The sequence below is a fragment of the Paenibacillus brevis genome (genome assembly GCF_018919145.1).
Lineage (GTDB): Bacteria > Bacillota > Bacilli > Paenibacillales > Paenibacillaceae > Fontibacillus > Fontibacillus brevis.
This window is the reverse complement of record NZ_JAHLQJ010000002.1, coordinates 91,210-117,235: the sequence shown is the minus strand read 5'-3', so window position 1 is coordinate 117,235 and position 26,026 is coordinate 91,210. Positions and strand designations below refer to the sequence as shown.

Here is a 26,026-nt window from a genome sequence, read left to right as displayed (position 1 = left end):
TCACACCAGGAAGATCGCCACTATGGTGGTCATGCCCAAGCCGATCAGCACAGGCTTCAGATTGCGCCGTGCCAGCTCGAAAGGGCTGACTCCACAGATCGCAGCAGCCGGAATGAGTGCCCACGGGATCAGGGTTCCGCCCCCGACCCAGATCGCTGCGACCTGCCCGAGTGCAGTCAACACGGCTGCACTGGAGTGCGTGGCCGCCGCGAATAGCTGCGCAATCGAGCCTGCGAGCGAAATGCCCGAGAAGCCGGAGCCGTCCAGACCGGTGATCACACCGGTGGCTGTTGCCGTGACCGCACCAACCGCGCCATTCAGGGGTACGCTGTTCGCAAGGGCAAGCCCGAGATCATTCACGATGCCGTGCGATGCTTGAGGCAATGTCTGGCCGAACAGCTCGACAAAGGCCGCATCTCCCAGATAAAAGAAAGCCGCAATCGGAATAACCGGCCCAAACACCTTAAAGCCGAATGTAAACCCATCAATCATATAAGACGTTACTTTCTCGAGTCCCTGATTGCGATGGGCCATCAGCGTTACTACAACTAGAATCAAGACTGCCGTGCCTCCGACAAGTGCGGTGGCATCCCCTCCCTGCAGCTTCAGCCAGAACATCGCGATTACATCAACCAGGAACAATAGCGGAATAATCACGGCCAGCGTTTTCCTAGCAGCAGGACTCAACACAGCCTGCTCCTCTCCTCCACGGCTTGAAGAAGCTAGCGCTGCCGTCCCGCCACCACCTGCCACAAGTCCCTCACGAAATGTACCATTTCGTATATCTCTTCGCATCATCCAAAAGGCAACGCCTGTCGTCACTGCCCCCATGATGAGCACTAATGGTACGCTTGCCGTCATCACTTCACTCACCGGCAAACCGGCAGCATCCGCGGTTAGCTTCGGCGCCCCTTGGATGATGTAATCGCCCGAGAGCGCAATTCCATGTCCGAACAAGTTCATCGCGACGGCTGCTCCCAGCGCCGGTAAGCCAACCCGCAGGGCGACCGGGAGCAGCACAGCTCCGATCAATGCAACTGCGGGAGAAGGCCAGAAGAAGAATGAAGTGACCATCATGATGAGTCCGATGCCCCAATACGCTACCGCGGGGGTTCGAATATAACGGGTCAGCGGTGCAACCATTGTCTCGTTAATACCGGTTATGATCAGGATTCGGCTCATGGCCACGATTATCGAAATTATCATGATCGTACCGAGCAGTTCCTTTGTAGCATAAATAAAGGAATTAAATACGCCTGAAACCGAGCTTCCCAGCGCCTCTGTCGCAATCAATCCAAGCAGAAAGATGCCCGCGACACAAACCATCGTCGTATCCCGTCGTTTCAATAAAAAGCCCATAATGAGCACTATAAAGGCCAAGTACACATAATGCAGCGCCGTCAGCTCTACGCTCATATAACCACGCCCTTCCCCAGTCAAAGTGGTGATATATGCTATGCAAGGGCCTGGGCAAGGGTTCAGGGGTAAGCAGTTTTCTTATAGAGCTGATTCTCCGCGATCAAGCGTGAAAGAATTTTCTGTATTAGTTAAAACAATTTTTGCGTGGTGGATATTTAAGGATAAAATGTGTAATATAGTTGTAAGATTATTCGTTACGAGGAGATAATTTATGAAAAAAACGAAATACGTTATTGCGGCAATAGTTGTAGTGTTATTAGTTATTTCATTATTTACTCTTTATGAAAATTCAAAAAGAACTACATTTAATGAAGTTGTATTAAAAGACTTAAATGTGGGGGAAATAAGTTCATTACAAATGATTAAGTCGATGAATGAAAATGAAATATCCATAACTGAAAGAAATAAAATCAAAGAAATTATTGATTGCTTATCTCTGATTAAATTAAAAGAATCGGGTCTATCAACTATTGAGTATACAGATTCATACTGGATAACATTAAGAGATGATGACAAAAGAAGATTTGGAATCACCCTCTATGATAACACTTATATAAGTATTTTTAAGTATACTGAAAATCAACCCAATTTAACCTTTTCATATAAGATAACTAATGAGAATGAAATCGATGTAGAGACTATTGAAAAATGGTTTAATAATTGATTCTAATAAATGGAAGAAAGCGGCCAAATTCTATTGGCCGCTTTTATTTAAATGCATGAATTTTTTACAAGATTACCCATCCTCCACTGGTTGAGTGAACTCTTGTTACAACACCCTTCCCTGTAATAAAACGAACCCCCGCTGTCTCATATTCAATAAATGGGAAATTAATTTCAATTAGATCGTATCCAGGATTATCAACAAGAAAATCTTCAAGGTACCCTAAGTTCCAATATCCTGAATATACCATAGACTGGAGAACATCCTTTTCACTTGGTGTGAGGCTAGCTACAAGGCCTAATACACCAGCTGCCAAAGCAGCTGCTGTATTTGCTAAAAAGAGACTTAAAATACCAGATGAATAACTCAACAAATTTGTTAAGGCACTAGTAGATACAGGATTTATGATGCCAGAGTCATAGATGTTTCTTTGTGCTCTTTGAGTTTGTCTTACGCCATCCAAACTTAAAATAACTTTAGCTGCATATTCTTTTGTGAATGCCATTTTAAAACCTCTCCCTTTTTTAATATTAATGAGAAAGGCACGTTCGCTTTACTCTCGTATTATGAAGGAATTCTTAAGGATCTTTTAACAACCTAGTATAGTTAATTCACAAGCATCAAATATTTTCATCAACATACATCCGAGTTTTTACGCGCCCCCGGGTAACTACACCTTTCCCTGTTACAAAACGAACCCCTGCTGTCTCATATTCAATGGATGGAAAATTCACTTCAAGCAAATCACAGTTTGAATTATCAACTAGAGTCTTCCAAGTACCCCATTTTCCAGTATCCGGTTCGTACCATACCCTCAAGATCTTGCTTTTCAGATGTAATAGGATCTGCAATGATAGAGACTACACCTCCTCCTTTTTCATTTATTTGAGAGCTAGGCGCCTGCTTCTCAATTTTAAGGGGATCCAATACAGGTTTATCCTACTTTCAATTCAGTTAAATTTGATATTGCCCCTTATATTTAATAGGGTATGAATCTTCAAAGTACTATGATTGTGTCAATTAGCATTAGTTTCAAATTAGTAATATAGTACTGGACGATCAATATTGGTAGTAAAGGATAATATAAAGTTAAAGAACCTCTTACACAACTTCTGATGTAACTTCCAACGTATTATTGGTACTCTATTCTTCTGCGGAAGTATTCCCGAATAATTCAGTTTAATAGAATATTCAGTTGGGAAAGCCGGCTTTTTTTGTTACAATAGTTGAAAATCATTGTCGTAAAGGGGATCAATATGGAATTCATCAGTACTAGAGGGAAGACCGCAGGCCTCGGCTTTATTGATGCCGTCCTGATGGGACTCGCCGACGATGGCGGATTGCTCGTACCGAAGGCGATTCCGCAGGTGTCAGGAGATACCCTGGCCAAGTGGCAGCAGCTAAGTTATCCGGAGCTGGCGTTAGAGATTATGTCGCTCTATGTGGATGGCGAGATTCCGCGTGATGAGCTGAAGGCGCTGATCGATAGCAGCTACTCTACTTTCCGCAGCAAGGATGTTACTCCGGTTCGCAAGCTCAAGGATGATCTGTACGTGTTGGAGCTATTCCACGGACCGACATTTGCATTCAAGGATATTGCCCTGCAATTCCTGGGGAATCTGTACTCTTACATTTCCCGTACGAATAATTCCATCATTCACATCCTCGGGGCTACATCCGGAGATACGGGCGCTTCGGCCATCGAGGGCGTAAGGGGCAAGGAAGGCATCAAAATTTGCATTCTCCATCCTAAGGGCAAGGTCAGCAAGGTACAGGAGCTGCAAATGACTACGGTGGAGGACCAAAATGTATTGAATCTGGCTGTAGACGGCAATTTCGATGACTGCCAGCGGATCATCAAAGAATTGTTCGCGGATATCGGCTTCAAGAATGAATACCATTTGCGGGCGATTAATTCCATCAACTTCGCACGGATTCTGGCTCAAACCGTCTACTACTTCTTCGCTTACTTTGAACTGCTCAATCATGGCGTGACAGGTCCGATCCATTTCAGTGTTCCGACCGGGAACTTTGGGGATATTTTTGCTGGTTATCTGGCGAAAAAAATGGGGCTTCCCGCAGGCAAACTGATTCTCGCCACGAACGAGAACAACATCCTCGAGCGCTTCGTAAATAATGGCGTCTACCAGCCGGGCGAGTTCCATATGACCTATAGCCCGTCGATGGATATTCAGGTTGCGAGCAACTTCGAGCGTTATCTTTACTATCTGCTAGGTGAAGACGGAGCGGCCGTATCCGCCCGGATGGACGCTTTCCGCACCGAGGGACGCATTTCCGTAGAGGGTGACCTGCTGGCTAAGGTGCAGCAAGATTTTGCTGCCGCAAGTGTCGAGAACGACGATTGCCTTGCTACAATCGGACAGGTACATGATGATGAAGGCTACCTGCTTGATCCGCATACCGCTTGCGGTGTCGCGGCTGCCGGGCAGCTTGGCGCTCGGGGAGAGGCTACGGTCGCGCTTGCTACTGCCCACCCAGCGAAATTCAATGAGGCTATTGAGTTGATCCAGATTGAACAGACCTTCCCGGCACAGATCCAGGCACTGTTCGATAAGACGCAGCATCAGAAGCAAGTCAGCGGTACGAATGAAGCCGTGAAAGCGGAGTTGCTGCAATTTTATTAATAACAACAAAGGGGCTTAACCAGTAATGTGCGGTTAGGCCCCTTCCTTTTCAACTACCTAATGAGGAGTGTCTTGTTATATGAATACTGTCCGTTGTGCCTGGGTCAATTCCGATCCGTTATACATCGCCTACCATGACGAAGAATGGGGCAAGCCGATTCGCGATGACCGTAAGCTGTTCGAATTGCTGATCCTAGAGGGAATGCAGGCCGGGTTAAGCTGGTATACGATCCTGAAAAAGCGCGAGCATTTCCGTGAGGCTTTCGACCAATTCGATCCCCATATCATCGCTCGATACGGTCCTGAGAAGGTCGAAGAGCTGATGCAAAACTCCGGGATTATCCGAAATCGGCTTAAAATTCAGTCCGTCATTACGAATGCGCGTATTTATTTGGAGATCATGGAGGACCCGGGATCAGGAAGCTTCTCCGAGTACTTGTGGAGCTTTGCAGGCGGTGAGCCTGTCATCAACAACTGGACACATATCAAAGAGGTTCCGGCTTCGACCCCGGTATCCGATGCCATGAGCAAGGCGCTTAAGAAAAAAGGAATGAAGTTCGTCGGCTCTACGATCCTTTATGCTTTCATGCAGGCCTCCGGGATGGTGAATGACCATACCGTCGATTGTCTGTGCAGGCAGGAAGCGGCTGCAGGGGGTCAAAAATAGCCTGGAAGATCAAACTCCCGGATCTGTCCGTATTATTCCACCTTCACAACGAGCTCTGCCCAGAGCACGGAAGCCGGCTCCGATTCAGGCATCGGAATGTAACGGGGACTGTAGACCTGCAGAAGATAGTCTCCAGGCTCCGGGAAAAAGATCTTGCCGTTAAATTCGCCTTCTGAGATTGACAGGGTCGCGGTGTTAACCGTCTTATACCCCGGCTTCCCCGCATCATTATCGTCAGACTCGTATCTCTGCTGAATGATCGTCAGTTCGTCCAGGCCGGAACCAGCCTTCTTGAGTCCCCCGGCCAAAGTTAATTCCTTGCCGGCATTCAGCTTCACATATCCGGATTCCGGCAGGATGAGTTCGACATACTCTGCACCTTGCTCCGTAAAGGATACCGGAATCTGCTCCGGATTATCCACAGTCCGCGTGACCGAGAAATCCGCCATCCCGGCAGATACCGCATACAGTCTAAGCGGGTTCACTCCCGGCCGCAATTCCACGGTATATTCCATCCGGTTATAGATCCGGCCGTCCAGGTCAATCCCGCTGCCTGTCTGCCGCCCGGTACCGCCGCCCCAGGCCCCGCTGCCATAAGAGGTCAAAATCTGCGGCGCATACATCTCCTGCTGATACAGAGCGGAGAAGGTCACCTGTGTCCCCTTCGATTCTTGTAGCTGCTTAGTTACTTCAATGAATTTCTCACTCCACTCCAGCACCAACCTCCCTTGATCCGCTGATGCAGCAATTCCCAGCAGCGAAAGAGACTTGACCGGGATATATACTCTTCCTTCGGACAAGAGCAGCTCGGGAATCTCAGCCCCGGCAAGCACATTTCCGTTCGGGCGAAAGGCCCCTGAGGAGCCGGCCCGGAAGATAAGCTCCTGCCAGGATGAAGACAGCTCCGGCTTCATAGTGACTTTAGCCTCCTGCTTCTGTGCATCCCAACCGACCGATGCGGCGGCTCCGCTTAGCTTCAAGGTGCGCAGCGATATATACATATGCCCGTCCCGTAAGCTTGCGGGGTCGACTTGAACCTCGCTCCCGTCGAGGTTGCCCTTCGTCTTGTCTGATCCAAGTTCCATCGTCATTCGATGCTTGATCAGGTATATTTTGGCGATATCCGTTTCGCTCTCAAACTTATTTGTCGTCTCATCCGATGGCGCCAGTGCTGCCAAAATCGATACACGCGGACTCGGATCGCCAGCCAGCGGGTTCATACCGGACAGAACCAATGCCGACGAAAAGATCATGATGCCGACGAGCTTCTTCAATATACGTACCTCCTTACTCCTTTTTATGCCTAGACGGAGATAAATGGAGAAAGGTTACGACAGAAGAAGGTTCGGCAGAAAGAGTTGCATTGATGTACTTGTTTCACTTGTTAGAGCCTATGAGCCTATAACGCGGAATTAGCCTGATCCCGCGGAAGCCTGACCTGGAAGACGCTTCCCTCGCCGAGCTCGCTCTCCGCTGTAATCTCTCCGCCGTGGGCCCGGACATATTCGGCTGCAATGGCTAGACCCAGTCCGCTGCCTCCGCTGTGCCGATCTCTCGAAGGGTCCGCCCGGTAAAATCTTTGGAACAGATGCGGCAAATGCTCGGGAGAAAGCCCGATTCCGGTATCGGCTACCGAAATGAGCAATTCATCGGGCTCCGTGGCGACCGTTACTTCAATAGTCCCACCCGAAGGCGTATAGCGGATCGCGTTCATCAATAGATTGAGGAAGACTTGAGTCAATCGGTGCCTGTCTCCCAAGCATACCGGCGGCCAATCGCTCGAGAAAGCAGGCCATGTGTTAAGTGTGATCGTTAGCCCGTGCTCTTCCGCCTCCAGCTGCACCTTCTCCACAATCCGCCCGAGCAGCTCGGAGATATCCACCCGCTCCTTTTGCAGAATCAATTGGTCTGCCTCCGCCCGGGACAGCTCCTGCAGCTCGTTGACGATCCGTGCCAGCCGAATCAATTCATCCTGAAGCGGGAGCAACTGCTCCGGCGGCACCGGCCTGCCGCTCTGCTGGTAGTAATCCAGACGCCCACCGATAATCGACAGAGGTGTACGGAGCTCATGGGCAATGTCGGCGGTCATCGTCTTCCTCGCATGCTCCGCCTGTTCCAGCCCGGCCGACAGGTTGTTCAGCGCGGCAGCGATCCTGCCGAATTCATCCTTGGAATCCACCTTCACCTTAGCTTGATATTGACCGGCCACAAGCTGGTCGATCACCGGAATCATCCGGCGGATCGGAGCCGTAAGATGACGCGCCAGCCCATACGCCGCAACCAGGGCCACCGCGGTTAACAACACGGCGAGCCCGCCCAGAAGAAACACCAGAGAATCTCGAAACGCATATTTGAATAATCCGACAAAATGGATCGCCGAATTTGCATAATAGATGGTCCAGGCTTGTCCGTCATCAGTAGTCACGTTCTTCTTCATCCCGAAGCGCTCCAGCGCACGGTCGCCGAGCTCGCCGATCCGCGCGGAAGGCTCACCTTTCGCATTGATAATCAGCACGCTGTCATTGTCATTACTCAAGGGCAGCCGTTCCGTCTCAAGCAGATGGCTCCAGCCTGAAGCCTTGTCGTACATCGATACCAGCTGGCCCACGGCCCGGTCCACCACTTCTCGCTGCGTCGCTTCCGCCATTTGGCTCATCAGCCGATCCACGACCGAATACGTACCGGCAAAGGACAGTATCCCCATCACGAGCAGCAGCATGGAGAAGCCAAGGAACATTTTGCGGCGAACACTCATAGCGGTTCCTTTCCGGACTGGGAGAACCGGTATCCGAATCCGTATACGGTCTGAATATAAACGGGATGCGCCGGGTCCTCCTCCACTTTTTTACGGAGACGGCTTATATGGGCATCCACCGTGCGTTCATCGTTCAGCAGATCATCCGGCAGTGCCAGCTGAAGCAACTGCAGACGGCTGTAGACCACTCCCGGCCGGTCGGCCAAGGTAGTAAGCAGCTTGTATTCCGTTGGCGTTAGGAGCAGTTCTTCATCTCCCCGCCATACGCGGTATTCCGCATGAGAGATCGTCAAGCCGCCCCGCTGCAGCAGCTGCGGTTCGGGATATTCCTCCTGCTTGCGCACCCGCCTTAACACGGAGCGAATTCGAGCAGCCAGCTCCCTTAACGAAAAGGGTTTGGTCATATAATCATCAGCCCCGATTTCAAGGCCAACCAGCTTATCCACTTCCTCCGTTCTGGCCGTAAGCATGATGATCCCTGCATCGCTGAACTTACGCAGCTCGGTACACACCTCAAGCCCGTTCATTTGCGGCATCATCCAATCCAGCACAATCAGATCCGGCTTCAGCTCGCGCGCTATGCGCAGCGCCTCCCGGCCATTCGTCGCCGTCCGTACGGCATACCCTTCTTCCTCCAGGAATGGCCTGACAAAATCAAGCACCTTCTGCTCGTCGTCCACGATCAACAGTTCATAAGCCACGCACAATCCCCCCTTTTCTCCCATTATGCCACAGGATCTGGTCCGTCACTTGCGATTCGCGACATTTCATGGAGACCGTGCAGGATCGTCATAAGTTCACAACATTCTCCCGGTATGATGAATTCAGATCAACGTTCATCTATCATCAATACCTGCCAAGGGGGCTGCATTATTATGAATCAACGAATAAAAAGCTTTACCGGTCTTTCCTTACCTAGCCTGGCGATATTGGCCATATTGGGCGCACCGCGCGTCTTCTTCCACGACCTCCATCTCGCGGATCCGCACGGTACTCTCAATCTGCTTCTCGCCGTGGTGCCTTTTATTTTGTGGATCGGCTTTGTGCTGGTCAGCAAGACAAACAAGCCGTTTCAGGCTTTGCTGGCTATCGGCTTGATCTATGGGCTGTATCTAGGCGTGATCCATCTTGTACTCTGGGTATTCGCCTTCGATACCCCGCCGGTGCTGGGCGGCAATCTAAGCGGAATGGCCCCGGCATTACAGGCGGTTCTGATGAGAAGCTTCATGCTCATCAGCAGCTTGGTAACCGGCGCTGTTGCTGGTGCTGTCACAGGACTGATCGGCTGGCTCCTGCATCTGGTTCTGTCCGGTGGACGCAAGCAATAAATAGAGCATGCCGCCCATGATCTGCACGCACAAATACCCGCCCTTTCGGCGGGTATTTTGCCGTACCATTCTGTTGCCAAATTCTTAATCTGATGATTTCAAAAATATGCCGTTTTTTTTGCATCCTAAGGCTTCTGCTTTTGCCCGGACAGCTGTTCCTGTGCCATTCTGACCATCTCGCGAACCATGGAGCCCCCGATTCGTCCGCCGATCTGTCCCGCTTCTTCCGTGGTCAAGTCCCCGTTCTCCCCATCCGTACGAAGGGGAACGCCCAGCTCTTTGGCTACCTCATACTTCACGTCATCCGGCCTGTCCGGATTCACCTGATAGCCTTCTTGTTTCATCACTTCCGCCTTGAAGGCTTGCATATCGCATTCCGATCCCGGAACGGCATATCTGCGGCTTCTTCTCGACAATGGGAACCCTCCTTTATGTGTTTGGGTTTAAGATACCCCGAAACAGGATGACATATCCCTTCTAGCTTTTTCGAGCATTTTCGTCAATTGGATATATTTTCCGCCACAACTAATATGAGTTTCCCTGCGTTTAACCTTATATAACTAAATTTGGCATAAAGGTGATGCATATATGATTCCTACATATCTTCGACACACACGCATGGCAGTGCTTGCCTCCAGCTTGGCGGCTGCTATTTTGGCCTCGGTTCCGGCGATACCGGCTTTGGCCGCTGAAGCCGCTGTTGACTCGGGCACGGAGGCTGCTTCTGCCGTAGCCGTCTATCTGGACGGCAGCAAGCTGCAGACGGAAATCGCCCCCCGCATGGTCGACGGGTCTGTGCTGGTACCGATGCGCAGTCTATTCGAGGCGCAGGGCGCCAAGTTGTCCTGGGACGGCACCACCAAGACCGTGACCGCGGAGAAGGCAGATACCAAGCTCATCTACCGTATTGGCGACAGCACGGCCGACCTCAACGGGCAATCGATGCAGCTTGCTGTTCCCGGACGAATTGCGGATGGGTACACCCTGGTTCCGCTGCGCTTCGTCAGCGAATCGCTCGGCAGCAAGGTGGATTGGGACGAGACGGCACGCTCCGTCCGGATTTATTCTCCGATCGAGGTAAATGCCACGATCCAGTGGGGCGTCAACCTGCGGAACGCACCGGATGCCGCAAGCGAGACGGTTGGAGAGATGCTCCCGAAAGGGGAGCAGATTCAGGTGATGCGGGAAGCCGGCGCATTGTGGCTGGAGGTGCGCACCCGGGACCAGCGGACAGGCTATATTTCCGCCAAGCCGAAATACAGCGATTATTCCAGTGCGGCGCTGCGGGAGCAGCAGGCAAACGAATTGATCGCTTACGGAATGACTTATCTCGGCACACCTTACGAATTTGGCGCTTCGCCGGATCAGACAAGCACCTTTGACTGCTCGTCGTTTGTGAAGCGCGTCTTCAGCGAGGTGCTCGATATCGAACTGCCTCGGGTTTCCTACGACCAAGCTACCCAAGGACAAGAAGTCGCTCTCAGCGATTTACAAAAAGGAGATTTGCTCTTTTTCGGCGCACGGGGGCTTGAGATCGGACATGTCGGCATTTATGCGGGCGACAATCAGATTCTCCATACGTATTCAGTGAAGTACGGTGTTAAGCTGGAGGAGTTCTCCGCCTCGTGGAAGGAGAAGTTCGTGACAGCCCGCCGGGTTTATTAAAGCACATGTTCAAAAGACAAGGTTCGATGCCGAATCAACCTCCTGAATCAGCTTCGTGATCAAGAGACGACTTCGGGAACAACTTATTAAAATCCGGGCCTTGAAGTATGTCGACTCCGTGAACCTGCATAGGCTGTGCCCGTGAATCCATACTATGCTTATCGAGCATAGTTATGGAGGCGAGCGCGGATGACAGACAAAAAGATGAGCCTGCTGATGTTTAGCGGGGAGTATGACAAAGCGATGGCCGGGCTAATTCTGGCAAATGCGGCAAAGGATATTGAAGTGGATGTCACGATGTTTTTTGCTTTTTGGGGGCTGACCCTGCTTCGGGATCCGGACAAGATGACGACCGAGGACAAATCCGTCTACGAAAAAATGATGTCCTGGATGACCCCCAAAGGGCCGGAAGATCTGCCCTTGTCGCGGATGAATTTCGGCGGACTCGGCAAGCTGATGCTGACCGAGATGATCGAGGATAACGAGGCACCGAAGCTGATTCATTATCTGAAGGGCGCCCGAAAGAAGAACATCCGGTTCTATGCCTGCAAGCTATCGGTTGAGATCATGGGCTTCAAGCCCGAGGAGCTGATTCCCGAGCTGGAGATCGTAGATGCCCAGACTTATCTTCGGGATGCGCTTCAGTCGGATATCCAGCTGTTTATTTAAGGTTCAACCTTAAAATCAGTGCTTGGCGTGATGTGAAGGTCCGGAATACCTCTCCAGCCCGAACACCTATATGAAGTGCGAGGAGATTTATACGATTTTCCGCACAAGTTCTCTCCCAAGCCAATCCAACCAATGCATGTTGTACGTAAAGTCGTATAAAAAGTAAGCATTGGGATCCAAAAATCGAAAAGTTATACGATTTTCCATATAAAATTCCCGCTTATAGCCTGAAAAGAGCCGTCTTTATATGGAATATCGTACAAAAAGGCTCTATGTCCTTACGCACTCCAGCCAACATTAACATGCGGGCTGTCCAACTGGTCCAGTAATGCTGACAAAGCATGCTGGCCGAATGGGCAGCCCTTTTTGCGCGCTCTCGCTTAGTTGACCAAGCCAATAACGGGCCTAAAACATGTGCCGAATTTATAAATTTTTTAGTCAGGAGAGACCGCGCCCACTTCCTCTGAGTACCCTATGGAGAGGATAGATGTTTGGAGGGCAAGACATGAATGATTTTACGCATTATCGGGAAAACATCGTCGGACATCGACACCGGTTCAATTCTCCTTACGGACCGCAACAGCTGCTGTATGCCGACTGGGCTGCCAGCGGAAGATTGTACGAGCCCATCGAGGCCATCTTGCTTAGGGACTTCGGGCCTTACGCAGCCAACACCCATTCCCAGTCCAATATTTCGGGAGGAACAATGACGCTGGCCTATGAGGAAGCGAAGCGTATCATCAAACAGCATGTTCACGCCGGCGAGCATGATATTATCCTGTTTGCAGGCACCGGAATGACGGGTGCGGTGAATAAGCTTCAGAGGCTGCTAGGATTGAAGCTCCCGGCACCGCTGCACTCTATTATTCCTGTAAGTCAACGTCCGGTTATTTTCATCACCCATATGGAGCATCATTCCAACCAGATCTCTTGGTCGGAGACGATTGGCGATGTGATCTGCCTCCCGCCAGCCTCCGACGGCAACGTAGACCCTTCCTGTCTCGAAAGGCTTGCCGGGCAATATGCCGGCCGCCCTCTGATCGGTGCATTCACGGCTTGCTCCAATGTTACGGGATTCGAAACACCTTATACCGAGCTGGCAGAGATTCTCCATCGTTATGGCGGCCTGTGCTTCATCGACTTCTCCGCTAGCGCTCCCTATACAACTATCGATATGCACCCAGTGGAGTCCCCCCTGGGCTGGCTGGATGGTATTGTCTTCTCTCCCCACAAGTTCCTTGGCGGTCCGGGCACAAGCGGCGTGCTGGTCATGAACGCTCGGCTGCTGCACCAGGGCTGGGTCCCGGATCATCCCGGCGGTGGAACCGTGCTGTGGACAGATCCATGGGGCGGCTGGATCTACAATAGCCACGCCGAATCCAGAGAAGATGGCGGAACCCCCGGGGTCATGCAAGCCATTCGTGCGGCTCTTTGCATCCGTCTTAAGGAAGAGATGGGCATCCCGCTGATTCAGGAGCGGGAACGGAAGCTCACATCCTTGCTGCTGCGTCAATTAAGCGCTATTCCGGAGGTAACCATCCTCGGAGGCGAGGAACGCCGCCGGCTCGGAATCGTCTCCTTTCTTACTCAGTCCGTACCCTACGCGCTGATGGTCAAGCTGCTGAATGACCGCTTCGGAATTCAAGTCCGGGGCGGATGCTCCTGTGCCGGAACTTATGGGCACTATCTGCTCGGCATTGGTCCTGAGCCTTCCAAGCAGATGGCCGAGGCCATTCTCTGCGGCGATCTGACCGGTAAGCCCGGCTGGGTGCGTGTCTCTATCCATCCAACTATGACCGAGCAGGAAATTGCGTATATCGTCTATGCCATTCACACATGTATCAGGTACTGTTCCTCTTGGAAAAGGGACTATGCGGTTGATGTCCAAAGCGGGGAATGGCATCATCGGAATGAATCCGCTGCGATAAAGGCCGAATTGCATTCCTGGTTTGATCTCTCACGTCTGACGCAGCGCCTCGAAGGGTAGATTCCCTATCCCGCAAGCCCTTGGAAATATTCCAGCACTCGCTGAAGCTTCTTTGCATGGTTGCCCTTGGCATTTTCCATATTCCCGAATTCAAAAAATTTGACCTTTCTGACTCCCACATACTGCAACAGCGCCTTGCGCATGAGGACCTTATGGGCATTGTTCAGCCAATACAGCGGGTAAAATGTCGGCCCCCTCATCACGGAAATACAGACAGCCGATTTCCCCTTTAAAAGACCTTCAGGCAGCAGCTTGCCATGATCTCTGTAAGCAAAGCCTGAAGCGAACATCCGGTCGATATACCCGAGCAGCATAGCCGGAGGTCTCCCCCACCAGATCGGATAGATGAAGACTAGCTTGTCTGCCCACTTTAATTGTTCCCGATGGCGTTCCAGTTCCGGATCCTTATGCATATCTCTGCGCCGTTTACGCTCATGGAATACTAATACCGGATCGAAGCGCTCTTCATACAGATCCAGCACCTGTACCTCGGAAATAGAGCCATTCCCTTCACTTCCATGCAATACCTGCTGCAAAAAAGCGTAGCTCAAGCTTTGATGATTTGGATGGCAGTAGATAACCAAGACCTTCATACGCCTCACCTCATTAATTATCATTTGATAACAAAATCATAATCATTCCGTATATAGTTGTCAAATGATAATTGTTTGTTGATATGTATTTTGTTATGTTGAATCAGAGGTGAGCATATGAATCGTCATCAATTATTTCAACAATTTGTCGCGTTTACGACAGCTGTGCATGAGGTTAAACATGGGATGACCAAGGATTTGCGGGGCCATGATCTGACGGCTGTTCAGTATAGTATTATGGAGTATATTGCCGTGAGTCAGCCGGTAACACTGAGCGAAATCAGCGATTGTCAGCATCTATCGATGCCGAACGCCAGCCGGGAAATGCGGAAGCTGCTGGACAAGGGACTCTGCACGAAGGATACGGCCGCTGAGGACCGCAGGGTGCAATACATTCGTCTCTCCCCGCAGGGACAAGCCTTGATGGATGAAGCCTTCCAACGAGTGGAGAGCCGCTTCCAGCAGCACATCAGTCATCTAACAGAGCATGAGCTGGAGGCTGTTCATGATGCATTGCAGTTGCTGCAAGCCAAGGTGTTCCGGTCTTGATCCCTGGGGCAAGGCCGGTTCCCCTCGCTTCCTTCCAACAGCAAAAGAGCGGAGATAGCCATCGGGCTGCTCCGCTCTTCTCATTTTTCAGCTTAGAGAATCAAAAACATGGCCATGAAGGCCGAGAATGTATTGGCAATGCCATGAATCAGCCAGCTCGGAAGAATCGATCCATTCGCCTTCTTTTCATTGATCATCCCCATAAACCAGCCGATGGCTCCTGTGAAAATAATAATCAACAAAGCCGTAAGGGCGCCGGTGATTGCAAAAAACATGACTCCGTGCATCAAACCGAACACTAGACTCTGAATTGCATTTCCGATGGGAAATCCAAGCTTTGCCGAGCACCTTTTTAACAAAAAGCCCCGGAAAATGATCTCCTCCGGCAGCGCCGTATTAAAAAATGCATATACCAATGCAGCCGGCAAGGCAGCGATTCCCAGACCGTTAAATTCCGAAGCAGCTGTGTCGGATACCAAAGGAAGGATCAATAGCGACAGCAAGAGAAATCCAACAATAATTGCCCCTGTCCATACATACAGGCTCTTGCCTTTGACTTCTCCGATTTTCTTCAAGCCGATCCAGTTCCAGAAGGAGGTTTGCTTTCTGGACGATACCGCCCACCAAATGAATGGAATGGCGGCAAAAAGAAGGATTTGCAGGATACTGCTAATGAGTTTGTTCACTAATAATTCCACGAGTTCCCGTCCTTTTTCCGAAAGTAAAATATGCCTTATTATAGCAATCTGCTTCTCGGGAAGCAGCGCTATTCATCATATCTTGGATTCTTCAACAGGACGGGAACATTTCAAAGCCATTAGTCGATGCGCAGTTCCCCGTCGTACGAGGTAATGATCTTGTAAAGGTCCGGACGGCGGTCCCGGAAAATGCCCCACTCGATTCGTTGTACCTCTAACTGATCCAGATCGAATTCAGCAACCAGTACGGCCTCCTCATCACGTCCCGCTTCAACGATCTTGTTGCCCTGCGGCCCGGCAATAAAGGAGGAACCGTAGAAGGTGATGCTGGAATCCTCATCCTCTTCCAGACCGATCCGGTTGGAAGCAATGACCGGCACCAGATTCGATGCGGCATGTCCCAGCATACACGCCTGCCAATGATCCTTGGAATCAATCGATCCGTCCTGCGGCTCCGAACCGATGGCAGTCGGGTAAAGCAGGAGCTCCGCTCCCATCAAGGCCATGCAGCGCGCGGCTTCTGGGTACCACTGATCCCAGCAGATGCCGATTCCGATCTTGGCATAGCGGGTCTTCCATACCTTGAACCCGGTATCTCCCGGATTGAAGTAGAACTTCTCTTCGTAGCCGGGACCGTCCGGAATATGGCTTTTACGGTAACGCCCAAGAATTTGCCCGTCCGCATCAATCACAGCCAGCGAGTTGTAGCGGGCGTTGTTCTTCTTCTCATAGAAGCTGATCGGAAGCACCACTTGGAGCTCTTTCGCGACCTTCTGGAAATGGAGGATCGCTTCGTTCTCTTCCATCTCTCTTGCATACACATAGTAATCGGCTTTTTCCTTCTGGCAGAAGTAAGGCGTCTCGAACAGCTCCTGCAGCAGAATGATCTGTGCGCCTTGCTTGGCCGCTTCGCGGACGAGCTTGTCCGCCTTTGCGATATTTTCATCTTTATGGCAAGAGCAGCTCATTTGTGTAGCCGCTACTTTGACGTTTCTCATATCCATCCTCCTTAGAAATTATCTGCGTCCGGCCGGCATCTGCTGGGTTGTACAGTGGACATTCCCGCCCTCGCGGATGATCGCCATGCCGTCTACCGTGCGAATCTTGCGATCGGGGAAGGCCGCAGCCAAAATGTCAGCGGCTCTCCGGTCACTCTCTTCAGCTGCCCCGCCGAACACCGGCAAAATAATGCCGCCATTGACGAAGTAAAAGTTCAGATAGCTCAAGGTTAGCCGTTGTCCCTCGTGGAATGTCTTTGGCGGCTGCGGAATCTCGATGACTTCAAGCTTCCGGCCCTTAGCATCAACCGCCTTCGCCAGAGTGGCGCGGTTCTCTCGGGTAATCTCATAGTTCTCATCCGCCGGGTCGTCGCAGACCTGCAGAATCACCTTGCCCGGTGCGGCGAAGCAGGCTACGTTGTCGACATGCCCGTCGGTCTCGTCGCCGCTGAGTCCCCGCTTGAGCCAAATGATCTCTTGCACATCCACATGATTTTGAACCAGTGCTTCAATCTCCTCTCGGCTAAGCCGCGGATTCCGGTTCGGATGGAGCAGGCATTCCTCTGTTGTCAGCAGCGTACCCTCGCCATCGGTGTGAATCGAACCGCCCTCCAACACCAACGGTGCGTCAAACCGCCTGATGCCAAATGCATCCAGAATCTGAGGGGCAACGGCATCATCCAGGTCCCAAGGAGAATATTTGCCGCCCCAGGCGTTAAAAATCCAGTTGACGCCCGCCAACTCCCCTTGTTCATTCAACAGAAAGGTCGGCCCATTGTCCCGGAGCCAGGCATCATTATGCTCAATCGGCAGGAAGCTTACGCGCTCATTGCCTTCAAACAGCCCGCTCACCTTCTCCAGATCGTCCGGATTGACGATGACCGTCACCGGTTCAAACTCGGCCATGGCACGGATAAATTCGGCATAGCCTTGATGGCATACCGTGTCATAATGCTCGGGATAGCACATCGAGGCTTGTACCGGCCAGGATATAAAGGTTCTTTCATGCTCTGCCCATTCGGCAGGCATGGTATAGTTCAGTTCTCTTGGATACATCTGTTCCTCCATGCAGGAAATATAGTAGGGTCCATCAATAAATACCCATTTTACCATGGATATCTTATAAGAAAAACGTCTAACGAAGCACTATCTTGAAGCCAGGCCGCGTTTAGCGGTAGTTTTTCTTGCGATTATAGAATTATTCACCGCTGAAAACTTATAAATTCTATAATCTTAACAAAAAATGTCCGGCTACAATGAAACAATCTGTTCTTTCGCCTGCAATCTATGCCAGACGGTAGCTTACAAATGCCAGCCGGGTACTGTCCGGCGACCAGGAGTTGACGTTGAGCGTCCCCTGCCCGCCAAACAGCTTCACAAGAGTACGGTATTCGCCGCCTTCACTCGGCATGAGACGGATCTCCACATGCTTGTTCGCCGGATGGTCTCCTGGAGCGACATCACCTTTGCGATAGGTTATATATGACACTGTCTGTCCGTCTGGCGATACATGCGGAAACCAGTTATTGCTCTCGTCAAACGTCATTTGTACGGGTTCGCTGCCATCAGCGTTCATGCGCCAGACCTGCATCAGACCTGTACGTACTGAATTGAACCAGATATACTGCCCATCCGGCGAATATTCCGGTCCGTCATCCAGCCCAGGCGTATTTGTCAGCTGCGTCTCCACTCCTCCTGCCGCGGGAATCGTGTAAATATCATATTGCCCGTTCCGTTCAGCACAATAGGCAAGCGTCGTGCCGTCCGGCGACCAGCCATGCAGATAGCTCGGCCCCATCGGTGTAATTAATGCGGGTTGTCCGCCCTCCAAGGGAAAAGTATAAATGCGCGACTGTCCATCCTCCCTGGTATGATGGCTTACCGCCAGCTGCGTATCGTCCGGAGACAGCACATGATCGTTGTTGCAGCTTCGCACAAACCCGGAGTCGATCCGGGTGCTTGTACGGGCGTCGATATCAAAGGCATAGATGTCTCCCCCGCTATTATAAATCAGGCGCTCGCCGTCGCTGGTCCAGTTCGGCGCCTCAATCAGATGATCGAACTCCGCCAATACCCTGCGCTCGCCCGTTAAGACATCTATCGTCTCCAATACGCTCGTCGTTTGATGAGCCTTCTCGGTCTCGTTGCTTATTAATCTATCCATTCCGCAAATTCCCCCTTGAATAAATTAGGTTGCTCAAGCTATACTATTAAAAATATTGAAATCATGCCTATGAAGAGCATCCAACTCGGAGGCGTTTTCGTCAAGAGGGTTCGCGGGAAATCTGGCGAGTCTCCTCCTAAGCTTACCGGTCTTCCGCCCGTTATCGCGGAGTCAAAGCGGATTGAACGAATATCCCGTTCAATCAATTTGGGTGGCACCGCGAGAATACAAGCGCTCCTCGTCCCAACGGACTGAGGGCGCTTTTTGTATTTTCACGAAAAGGAGCGGATTGCCATGTTAGACATCCGGTGGATTCGGCAACACCCGGAGCAAGTACAGGAAATTGCTGAAGCGAAAGGAATCGAGGTATCCATTGCCAAGCTGCTGAACTGGGATGATAAGCGTCTCGCATTGCTTCAGGAAACAGAGCAGCTCCGGCAAGAACGCAACCAGTTGACCCCGCGTATCCATAGACTGCTGCAGCAGGGGGAGGACGCCTCGGCCGAGGCGCTTAGACAGGACGTTAAGGAACTGAACGAAAAGCTGGCCGGAGCGGAAGGACTGCTTCAAGAGGCTGAAGGAGAGTATCGGCGGCAGATGGCCTGCGTCCCGAATATCGTCTCGCCAGACACTCCTAAAGGCCGGTCGGATCGTGGCAATCTTGAACTGAAACGGATCGGAGAGCGGCCTGAGTTCGACTTCAAGCCTAAGGATCATGTGGCTCTGGGAGAACTCCACCAACTGATCGACATCCCTCGAGGGGTGAAGACAGCGGGAAGCCGCAATTACTATTTGACCGGGACGGGAGCACTGCTGCATCGCGCCGTTCAGCAATTGGCTGTTGATGTATTGCTAGAGGATGGCTTTACCCTGATGGATGTTCCTTTGATGGTACGTACGGAGGCTATGATGAATACCGGCTTTTTTCCGCTTGGTCAAGATCAGTCCTTCCAAATGACCGAACGAGACCGCTGGCTCGCAGGAACCTCGGAAGTTCCGCTTGTCTCCTACTATGATCAGGAGGTCATTGACGTTTCTTCCCCGATCAAGCTGGCCGCTGCTTCGCTTTGCTTCCGGAGCGAGGTCGGCTCGGCTGGCCGGGATGTGCACGGCTTGTACCGGGTACACCAATTCGCCAAGGTAGAGCAGGTTGTTCTCTGCCGAAATGATCTGGAGGAGTCGGAGCGGCTCTTTCAGGAAATTACCACAAACACCGAGCGTATCCTTCAACTGCTGGAGCTCCCTTACCGGGTCATGGCGGTCTGTACCGGCGACATGTCGCAGAAGACCTACAAGCAGGTTGATATTGAAACCTGGATGCCCGGCAGGCAAGCCTACGGGGAGACGCATTCGTCGTCCCAATTGCTTGATTTCCAGGCCCGTCGGTCCAATATCCGGTTCAGGGACCGGGATGGCAAGCTGCACTATTGCTACACGATGAACAACACTGCTGTCGCCTCGCCGCGGATTCTGATTCCGCTGCTGGAGAATCATCAGGAAGCGGACGGCAGCATCCGCATCCCGGCTGCACTGCGCAAATATATGAACGGAATGGAGCGGCTGACTCCGCCTATTCAGACTAACAATGGTGCTTGGCAAAACTTATTAGTTGAGCCTTGAGCCAAAACAAAACACCGGAGCAGCCCGCCAACAGGCACTTCGGTGTTTTGCTATCTGCTATCGGAACTTTCTTATTCCTCCGGTTCCCCCGCTGCTTCCCAACGAGCTACCTCCTCACGCACCCGCGGCGCTACCTCCGTACCCAGCAGCTCGATGGAACGCATCACGTCCGCATGCGGCATCGTTCCTAACGGACAGTGCAGCATAAAGCGCGTTATGCCAACCTTTTTCCGCAGATAAATTATTTTATTCGCGACGGTCTCCACATCGCCCACATAAAGCGCACCTTCCAGACTGCGCGCGGCATCATAAGAAGCACGGCCGTAATGGCCCCATCCCCGCTCCCGTCCGATGATGTTCATGCTCGCTTGGGTGGAAGGGAAGAAGCGCTCGACGGCCTCCTCTTGCTGCTCTCCAACGAAGCCATGCGAGTGGGAAGCCACTGTCAGCTTGGATACATCATGACCGGCCTGCTTGGCTGCCTTCTTGTATAGTTGAACCAATGGGGCAAACTGTACAGGTCTTCCGCCGATAATAGCCAGCACAAGCGGCAAGCCGAGCAAGCCCGCGCGAATGACCGATTCGGTGTTGCCGCCACTGCCAATCCAAACTGGCAGCGGATTTTGTACGGGCCGCGGGTACACGCCCAAATTGTTAATCGGGGCACGGTGCTTACCGCTCCAGGTAACTTTCTCGGATTCACAAAGCTTCAGCAGCAGATCCAGCTTCTCTTCAAACAGCTCGTCATAGTCATCCAGCGCATATCCGAACAAAGGAAAAGACTCAATGAACGAGCCGCGTCCAGCCATAATTTCCGCCCGTCCATTCGAGAGTCCGTCCAAGGTTGCAAAGTCCTGAAATACCCGTACCGGATCCGCCGAGGATAGCACCGTTACTGCACTGGTTAAGCGAATCCAGCGCGTCTGGGTGGCCGCTGCAGCCAATACGACAGCCGGATTGGAGGCCGCGTAGTCCTTGCGGTGATGCTCCCCGACGCCGAAGACATCCAGTCCCACCTTATCGGCGAGAACAATCTCCTCCACGATCTCACGCAGACGCTCCGCATGACTGATGGTCTCACCAGTAGCGACATCCGGCGTAGTTTCAACAAAGGTACTGAGTCCGATTTCCATAACGTATTCCTCCCGGGATCTATGTTCAATACATGCAATACGACATTATATCTTTATTTTGAAGTTTTTCTTCGAGATTTACAAGCTCCCGCAAGGGAATGAAAAAGAGCCCGTCCCAACGGCTCGGAACCAGGCTCTGATGCGATTCTATTATTGCTGCTCCACATATTCTCCGAGACGTTCCCAGGTTTCAACGATACCCTGCTCCATGCCCATCTGCAGCGTAGAATTCAGATCCTCCTCGGATTCAAAGATGGAGCGGCTGGTCACTTTAGTCTTTCCATCTTGCTCTGAAAACTCCAGAATAATTTCGGTAGCCGGCATCCCTTCCGTCTCATTCCCTTCAGCATCGGAGAAATAGTCGGTGTATACCAGGCGTTCACCCGGAGTGATTTCCCGGTAAACTCCCTTTCCCCAGGATTCCATGCCATAAAATTCACCCTGCGCCTGATCCTCACACGTCATACAGTAATGCCAGATCCCGCCTTCACGCAGATCGACTTTACATGTGCTCAGATTCCACCCTCGAGGGCCCCACCAGTGCTTCAGCCGCTCCGCCTCCGTAAACGCCTGAAAAACCAACTCCTTCGGTGCATCAAAGATTTGCTCCATCACAAATTCCCGGCCCTCTACATTGACAATTGGCTTGCTGCTCATTGAAATTCCTCCTGGTCATTGGTTGGTTTGGTAAGGATAACTTTCCGGCTGAGAAGCAGCATGATTCAAGTTAAGTAAGATTGAGATATCTATTAATTCTAGCATACTTTTCCATATTCCTGCTTCCTATTCATCCCGATAGCCGAAGCCAAACAAGCCTCCTTCCGGTAAACCGGAGGGAGGCTTGTTTAAGCATTTTTCCTTTATATAAACTTGGGAAGCCAGTTGCCGTGCGCTTCAATCAGATCGTCGCAGAGCGCCGTGATATCGTCCAGCGACAGCTCAGCCGAAGTATGCGGATCAAGCATGGCAGCATGATAGATATGCTCCTTCTTACCTGTTACCGCCGCTTCGATCGTGAGCAGTTGGGTATTGATGTTGGTCCGGTTCAGGGCAGCCAGCTGTGGCGGCAGGTCCCCGACATAGGTCGGCGTAATCCCGGAACGATCGACGAGGCAAGGAACCTCGACGCAGGCTTCCCTCGGCAGGTTGGTGATAAGGCCGGTATTCATGACATTGCCGCCGATTTTGTAAGGAATGTTCGTCTCGATCGCTTCCATAATATATGAGGCATACTCCTTTGAACGTTGATGCTCGATGCTCTCGCTTGCAAAAATCTTTTCGCGCATTTCCTTCCATCCGTTAATCTGGTTAATACAGCGGCGCGGATATTCATCCAGCGGGATGTTATATTTCTCGATCAGTTCCGGATAGTTCTTCTTGATGAAATAAGGGTGGTATTCCGCATTATGCTCGGACGATTCCGTTACGTAATAACCAAACCGCAGCATCAGTTCAAAACGTACCATGTCATGATGCTTCTCCTTCTGCTTCTCGACGGCGCGGCGCTTGATCTCCGGATACAGATCAACCCCGTCCTTCTTCACCTCAAGCAGCCAAGCCATATGGTTTATGCCCGCAATTTTCGATTCGACGCCGGCAGCATCCATATCCAATGACTTGAACAGGTCGGCCACGCAGACCTGCACGCTATGGCACAGTCCTACCGTCTTAATGCCTCCCACCGTATTCATGACGTTCGTCAGTACGGCCATCGGGTTCGTATAGTTAAGGAACAGGGCATCCGGGCACACCTCCTGCATATCCTTGGCGAAATCCAGCATGACAGGTATTGTGCGCAGGTTGCGGAAAATACCGCCGATCCCCAGCGTATCGGCAATGGTCTGCCGCAGTCCGTACTTTTTCGGAACCTCGAAGTCCGTAATCGTACAAGGATCGTAGCCTCCTACCTGGATGGCGTTGATGACGTACTTAGCCCCTCTCAGCGCTTCCTTGCGATCGGTATAGGCTTTCACTGCGCAGGTGCTGCCCAGCGTGGCTTTTATACTGTTCAAGAGGCGTTCGGAATCACGGAGCCGCTCCTGATCAATGTCGAACAAAGCCAGCTCGAATCCCTGCAAGGCCGGTGTCGTCATCACATCGCCGAGCACATTCTTTACAAAAACCGTACTTCCCGCACCAATAAACGTCACTTTCGGCATGATTAATACCCTCTCTTTTCCTAGTGATGGAATGGCTTGAGCTTCACCCTAACTATACCTTTCCTTTCCTTGCCCGGACATGGAGAAAAGCATGTTTCGCATGTCATAATCCCATTTTTTCGTCATGGCTATAAATCATGGCTATGATAAGATGGATACTATAAAGTTGATTCGACCAAGATCTTTCCATGGGTGAGCCAGAGCGAGAACTTTATACGGAATTTCGTACAAGCATCAGGCATCCGGCGAAATACTGGGAGCAATTGTATGTTTTTTCGTATAATACTGATGGATATGGAGAATTTGTATGTTTTTTCGTGCAAGTCAGCTGATTCTGTTAGTTTTTGGCGCCATTTGTACGAAGAATCGTACATATCTCTATCGCAAACTGAAAAAGTTAATTATATAAAGGAGATCATCCATCTCATGGAGTTTTTTAATTATACTGTCTCTTCTTTGCAGAGAAAGATCGATTTGAATTTACTCTTCTTCGGCCTGGAAAAATGCGAGCCAAGGCATACTTGGGGGCCAGGGCTTCGGGATGCGTATATTCTTCACTACATCCATGCCGGACGCGGCATATTTCGAACCAAAGATTTAGCCTTCGAGCTTGAGGCAGGCCAAGGCTTCGTGATCATGCCGGAGACGCTTGTCCACTACAGCGCCCACGACACCGAGCCATGGCTCTACTCCTGGATCGGCTTCAGCGGGGTAAATGCCCGTTCCCTGCTGGAGCGTGCCCAAATTGATGCGGAGCGGCCTATATTCGAAGCGCCTGCGGGAAGTTATCTGGGAGATTTTTACGAAGAATTGGAAGCAACTTACGAGACCCGCGGCAGCGATGTGCATAGCCAAAGCGTCCTCTATCGTGTTCTGTCCGACCTGATCCGCTTCTCGCCTGAAACCCGGGATGAGCGAAAGTCCTCTGCGTCCCGCGAAGGGTACATTCGCAAATCCATTGAATTCATAGAGAGCAGCTACAGCCAAAAAATATCCGTTCTTGAGATTGCCCGGTTTGTCGGCCTGGATCGTACCTATTTGTCCGGGTTGTTCAAGGAGCGGATCGGCGTGTCTCTGCAAGCCTATCTCCTCGAGTACCGCATGAACCGGGCTGCCGAGCTGCTTCAGAACCCGGAGCTCTCTGTTAGCGACGTCTCCCGCTCTGTGGGCTACACCGACCCGTTCCTCTTCTCAAAAATGTTCAAAAAGATCATTGGCCAGGCTCCGACCTTGTTCCGAGAAAAAAGTGCACTCGTTTCCGAAAGGAGAGACCCGGGTTGTTCCGACTAACCAACCAGCAAGCCCAAGAGATCGTAGATAAAATGATGGAAGACATTCCTTACAACATCAATATCATGAATGATAAGGGAGTCATCGTAGGCAGCGGCAAAAAGGAGCGGATCGGAACGGTCCACCCAGGTGCCGTAAAGGCTCTGGCTACCGGAAAGATGGTAGAGGTGTGGGCGGATGCCCGCTACGAAAAAAAGGGGACCAATGAGCCTATCGTCATCAACAACGAGCGGGTCGGCGTAATCGGAATTACCGGTTATCCCGATGAAGTGCGTCCCTTCTGCAATATAGTGAGAACTACCGTAGCCCTGCTGATCGAGCAAAAAGCAGCTCTGGAAAGCCTGGCTAACGCAGCCAACCGCAAGATGGCATTCCTCGAACTGCTCCTAAGCCATCAAGGGGCTTATACCCAAAAATTCAAAAAAGAAGCCTTTGCCTACAGCATCGACCTGAATCTTAAAACAGTCGTGCTCTATCTCAAGCATCTAACATGGGATGAGAACCTGTCGAAGCTGCTGCTGCCCTACTCCAGCTTCCCAATGAAGGAAGAGGACTTCCTGCTGTTGATTCAAAAGCCGGAGGACCTTGATAACCTGGTCCATCAAATCATCAAGCAGCAACCGGGCGTGCTGATCGGGATCGGCAAGCTGGAGAGCAATGTTGCGGACAGCTACCTCCAAGCCAGACAGGCACTCGGCATCTTAATGGCTCTGAAGCCTCCGGTGCAAATGATCAGATACGTGGATGTGACCTTTCTGATCCGGTTAAGCCGCATGAATCCCACTGGCCAGGCCAATGCCGTTGCCAAGCTCGAGGACACGCACGATTTGCTGGAGACGCTCCGAAGCTTCATTCATAACAATTGCAGCATTTCTCTGACGGCTACTGAGCTCAATATCCATCGAAACACGCTTCAGTACAGGCTCAAGCGAATCCAGACGCTTACCGGCAAAGATCCGAGGGACCTGCTTCAACTGTTCGAGCTGACGCATGCGCTGCTATCTCTGTACAAATGAAATCCGA

General features: G+C 51.3%; 25 protein-coding genes. 11 read left to right on the top strand and 14 right to left on the bottom strand.

Translation table 11 applies throughout. The features are described 5' to 3' along the window. Nucleotides 1–1,416, bottom strand: coding sequence for a hypothetical protein (locus KQJ23_RS02770; protein ID WP_216477157.1), 1,416 nt, complete (start codon nucleotides 1,414–1,416; stop codon nucleotides 1–3). Nucleotides 1,417–1,630: 214 nt separating this feature from the next. Between KQJ23_RS02770 and KQJ23_RS02765 the strand changes: the two genes are divergently transcribed. Further along, entirely contained in the window at nucleotides 1,631–2,083 is a 453-nt protein-coding gene (locus KQJ23_RS02765) for a hypothetical protein (RefSeq protein WP_216477156.1), read from the top strand. 64 nt (nucleotides 2,084–2,147) lie between these two features. Here KQJ23_RS02765 and KQJ23_RS02760 read toward each other — a convergent pair whose 3' ends face one another. Further along, a complete protein-coding gene (locus KQJ23_RS02760; RefSeq protein WP_216477155.1) occupies nucleotides 2,148–2,588 on the bottom strand; it encodes a hypothetical protein in 441 nt (146 codons plus the stop codon). Nucleotides 2,589–3,339: 751 nt separating this feature from the next. Between KQJ23_RS02760 and thrC the strand changes: the two genes are divergently transcribed. Beyond that, the gene (gene thrC, locus KQJ23_RS02755; RefSeq protein ID WP_216477354.1) at nucleotides 3,340–4,728 is read left to right on the top strand and encodes a threonine synthase; all 1,389 of its coding nucleotides are present in this window, start codon (nucleotides 3,340–3,342) and stop codon (nucleotides 4,726–4,728) included. Between the two features lie 79 nt (nucleotides 4,729–4,807). Next, nucleotides 4,808–5,395, top strand: coding sequence for a DNA-3-methyladenine glycosylase I (locus tag KQJ23_RS02750; RefSeq protein WP_216477154.1), 588 nt, complete (start codon nucleotides 4,808–4,810; stop codon nucleotides 5,393–5,395). Between the two features lie 32 nt (nucleotides 5,396–5,427). Here the strand turns inward: KQJ23_RS02750 and KQJ23_RS02745 are convergent, their stop codons facing one another. From KQJ23_RS02745 to KQJ23_RS02735, 3 genes are all read right to left on the bottom strand, one after another. Continuing rightward, nucleotides 5,428–6,669, bottom strand: a complete 1,242-nt coding sequence (locus KQJ23_RS02745; protein ID WP_216477153.1) for a hypothetical protein — start codon at nucleotides 6,667–6,669, stop codon at nucleotides 5,428–5,430. A gap of 125 nt (nucleotides 6,670–6,794) precedes the next feature. Continuing rightward, entirely contained in the window at nucleotides 6,795–8,150 is a 1,356-nt protein-coding gene (locus KQJ23_RS02740; RefSeq protein WP_216477152.1) for a sensor histidine kinase, read from the bottom strand. After that, entirely contained in the window at nucleotides 8,147–8,851 is a 705-nt protein-coding gene (locus tag KQJ23_RS02735; RefSeq protein WP_216477151.1) for a response regulator, read from the bottom strand. The genes KQJ23_RS02740 and KQJ23_RS02735 overlap by 4 nt, the downstream gene beginning before the upstream one ends. Nucleotides 8,852–9,025: 174 nt before the next feature. Between KQJ23_RS02735 and KQJ23_RS02730 the strand changes: the two genes are divergently transcribed. Further along, nucleotides 9,026–9,478, top strand: a complete 453-nt coding sequence (locus tag KQJ23_RS02730) for a hypothetical protein (protein WP_216477150.1) — start codon at nucleotides 9,026–9,028, stop codon at nucleotides 9,476–9,478. A 125-nt stretch (nucleotides 9,479–9,603) separates the two neighbouring features. On the opposite strand, the gene KQJ23_RS02725 is transcribed toward KQJ23_RS02730, so the two are convergent. After that, a complete protein-coding gene (locus KQJ23_RS02725) occupies nucleotides 9,604–9,894 on the bottom strand; it encodes an alpha/beta-type small acid-soluble spore protein (protein ID WP_216477149.1) in 291 nt (96 codons plus the stop codon). A 172-nt stretch (nucleotides 9,895–10,066) separates the two neighbouring features. On the opposite strand from KQJ23_RS02725, the gene KQJ23_RS02720 reads away from it, so the two are divergent. From KQJ23_RS02720 to KQJ23_RS02710, 3 genes are all read left to right on the top strand, one after another. Then, nucleotides 10,067–11,143 carry a C40 family peptidase gene (locus KQJ23_RS02720; protein ID WP_249529459.1) on the top strand — a complete coding sequence of 359 codons (1,077 nt, stop codon included), beginning with the start codon at nucleotides 10,067–10,069 and terminating at the stop codon, nucleotides 11,141–11,143. A 189-nt stretch (nucleotides 11,144–11,332) separates the two neighbouring features. Beyond that, on the top strand, nucleotides 11,333–11,812 hold the full coding sequence (locus tag KQJ23_RS02715; protein WP_216477148.1) for a DsrE/DsrF/DrsH-like family protein: 480 nt from the start codon (nucleotides 11,333–11,335) through the stop codon (nucleotides 11,810–11,812). 505 nt (nucleotides 11,813–12,317) lie between these two features. Continuing rightward, nucleotides 12,318–13,799 carry an aminotransferase class V-fold PLP-dependent enzyme gene (locus KQJ23_RS02710; RefSeq protein WP_249529458.1) on the top strand — a complete coding sequence of 494 codons (1,482 nt, stop codon included), beginning with the start codon at nucleotides 12,318–12,320 and terminating at the stop codon, nucleotides 13,797–13,799. A gap of 5 nt (nucleotides 13,800–13,804) precedes the next feature. Here the strand turns inward: KQJ23_RS02710 and KQJ23_RS02705 are convergent, their stop codons facing one another. Then, nucleotides 13,805–14,392 carry an NAD(P)H-dependent oxidoreductase gene (locus tag KQJ23_RS02705; RefSeq protein ID WP_216477146.1) on the bottom strand — a complete coding sequence of 196 codons (588 nt, stop codon included), beginning with the start codon at nucleotides 14,390–14,392 and terminating at the stop codon, nucleotides 13,805–13,807. 117 nt (nucleotides 14,393–14,509) lie between these two features. On the opposite strand from KQJ23_RS02705, the gene KQJ23_RS02700 reads away from it, so the two are divergent. Then, nucleotides 14,510–14,941 carry a MarR family winged helix-turn-helix transcriptional regulator gene (locus tag KQJ23_RS02700; RefSeq protein ID WP_216477145.1) on the top strand — a complete coding sequence of 144 codons (432 nt, stop codon included), beginning with the start codon at nucleotides 14,510–14,512 and terminating at the stop codon, nucleotides 14,939–14,941. 92 nt (nucleotides 14,942–15,033) lie between these two features. Here the strand turns inward: KQJ23_RS02700 and KQJ23_RS24065 are convergent, their stop codons facing one another. From KQJ23_RS24065 to KQJ23_RS02680, 4 genes are all read right to left on the bottom strand, one after another. After that, nucleotides 15,034–15,627 (bottom strand): CPBP family intramembrane glutamic endopeptidase, encoded by a 594-nt coding sequence (locus tag KQJ23_RS24065; RefSeq protein ID WP_216477144.1) that lies wholly within the window; start codon nucleotides 15,625–15,627, stop codon nucleotides 15,034–15,036. Nucleotides 15,628–15,758: 131 nt separating this feature from the next. Then, nucleotides 15,759–16,637: an N-carbamoylputrescine amidase gene (aguB, locus tag KQJ23_RS02690; RefSeq protein WP_216477143.1), complete on the bottom strand. Its 879-nt coding sequence runs from the start codon at nucleotides 16,635–16,637 to the stop codon at nucleotides 15,759–15,761. Nucleotides 16,638–16,655: 18 nt separating this feature from the next. Further along, nucleotides 16,656–17,693 (bottom strand): agmatine deiminase family protein, encoded by a 1,038-nt coding sequence (locus tag KQJ23_RS02685; protein WP_216477352.1) that lies wholly within the window; start codon nucleotides 17,691–17,693, stop codon nucleotides 16,656–16,658. 229 nt (nucleotides 17,694–17,922) lie between these two features. Further along, nucleotides 17,923–18,801: a TolB family protein gene (locus KQJ23_RS02680; protein WP_216477142.1), complete on the bottom strand. Its 879-nt coding sequence runs from the start codon at nucleotides 18,799–18,801 to the stop codon at nucleotides 17,923–17,925. A 294-nt stretch (nucleotides 18,802–19,095) separates the two neighbouring features. On the opposite strand from KQJ23_RS02680, the gene serS reads away from it, so the two are divergent. Then, nucleotides 19,096–20,421, top strand: a complete 1,326-nt coding sequence (serS, locus tag KQJ23_RS02675) for a serine--tRNA ligase (RefSeq protein WP_216477141.1) — start codon at nucleotides 19,096–19,098, stop codon at nucleotides 20,419–20,421. A 71-nt stretch (nucleotides 20,422–20,492) separates the two neighbouring features. Here the strand turns inward: serS and KQJ23_RS02670 are convergent, their stop codons facing one another. The 3 genes from KQJ23_RS02670 to melA all read right to left on the bottom strand — a co-directional run bounded on the left by KQJ23_RS02670 (nucleotide 20,493) and on the right by melA (nucleotide 23,713). Beyond that, nucleotides 20,493–21,554, bottom strand: coding sequence for an LLM class flavin-dependent oxidoreductase (locus KQJ23_RS02670; RefSeq protein WP_216477140.1), 1,062 nt, complete (start codon nucleotides 21,552–21,554; stop codon nucleotides 20,493–20,495). Nucleotides 21,555–21,704: 150 nt separating this feature from the next. Further along, a complete protein-coding gene (locus KQJ23_RS02665) occupies nucleotides 21,705–22,211 on the bottom strand; it encodes an SRPBCC domain-containing protein (RefSeq protein ID WP_216477139.1) in 507 nt (168 codons plus the stop codon). Between the two features lie 203 nt (nucleotides 22,212–22,414). Continuing rightward, nucleotides 22,415–23,713, bottom strand: coding sequence for an alpha-glucosidase/alpha-galactosidase (melA, locus tag KQJ23_RS02660; RefSeq protein ID WP_216477138.1), 1,299 nt, complete (start codon nucleotides 23,711–23,713; stop codon nucleotides 22,415–22,417). Nucleotides 23,714–24,139: 426 nt separating this feature from the next. Between melA and KQJ23_RS02655 the strand changes: the two genes are divergently transcribed. Both KQJ23_RS02655 and KQJ23_RS02650 read left to right on the top strand, forming a co-directional pair. Beyond that, a complete protein-coding gene (locus KQJ23_RS02655; protein WP_216477137.1) occupies nucleotides 24,140–25,003 on the top strand; it encodes an AraC family transcriptional regulator in 864 nt (287 codons plus the stop codon). Further along, a complete protein-coding gene (locus KQJ23_RS02650; RefSeq protein ID WP_216477136.1) occupies nucleotides 24,991–26,019 on the top strand; it encodes a CdaR family transcriptional regulator in 1,029 nt (342 codons plus the stop codon). Before KQJ23_RS02655 ends, KQJ23_RS02650 begins: the two co-directional genes overlap by 13 nt. Nucleotides 26,020–26,026 lie beyond the last annotated feature (7 nt).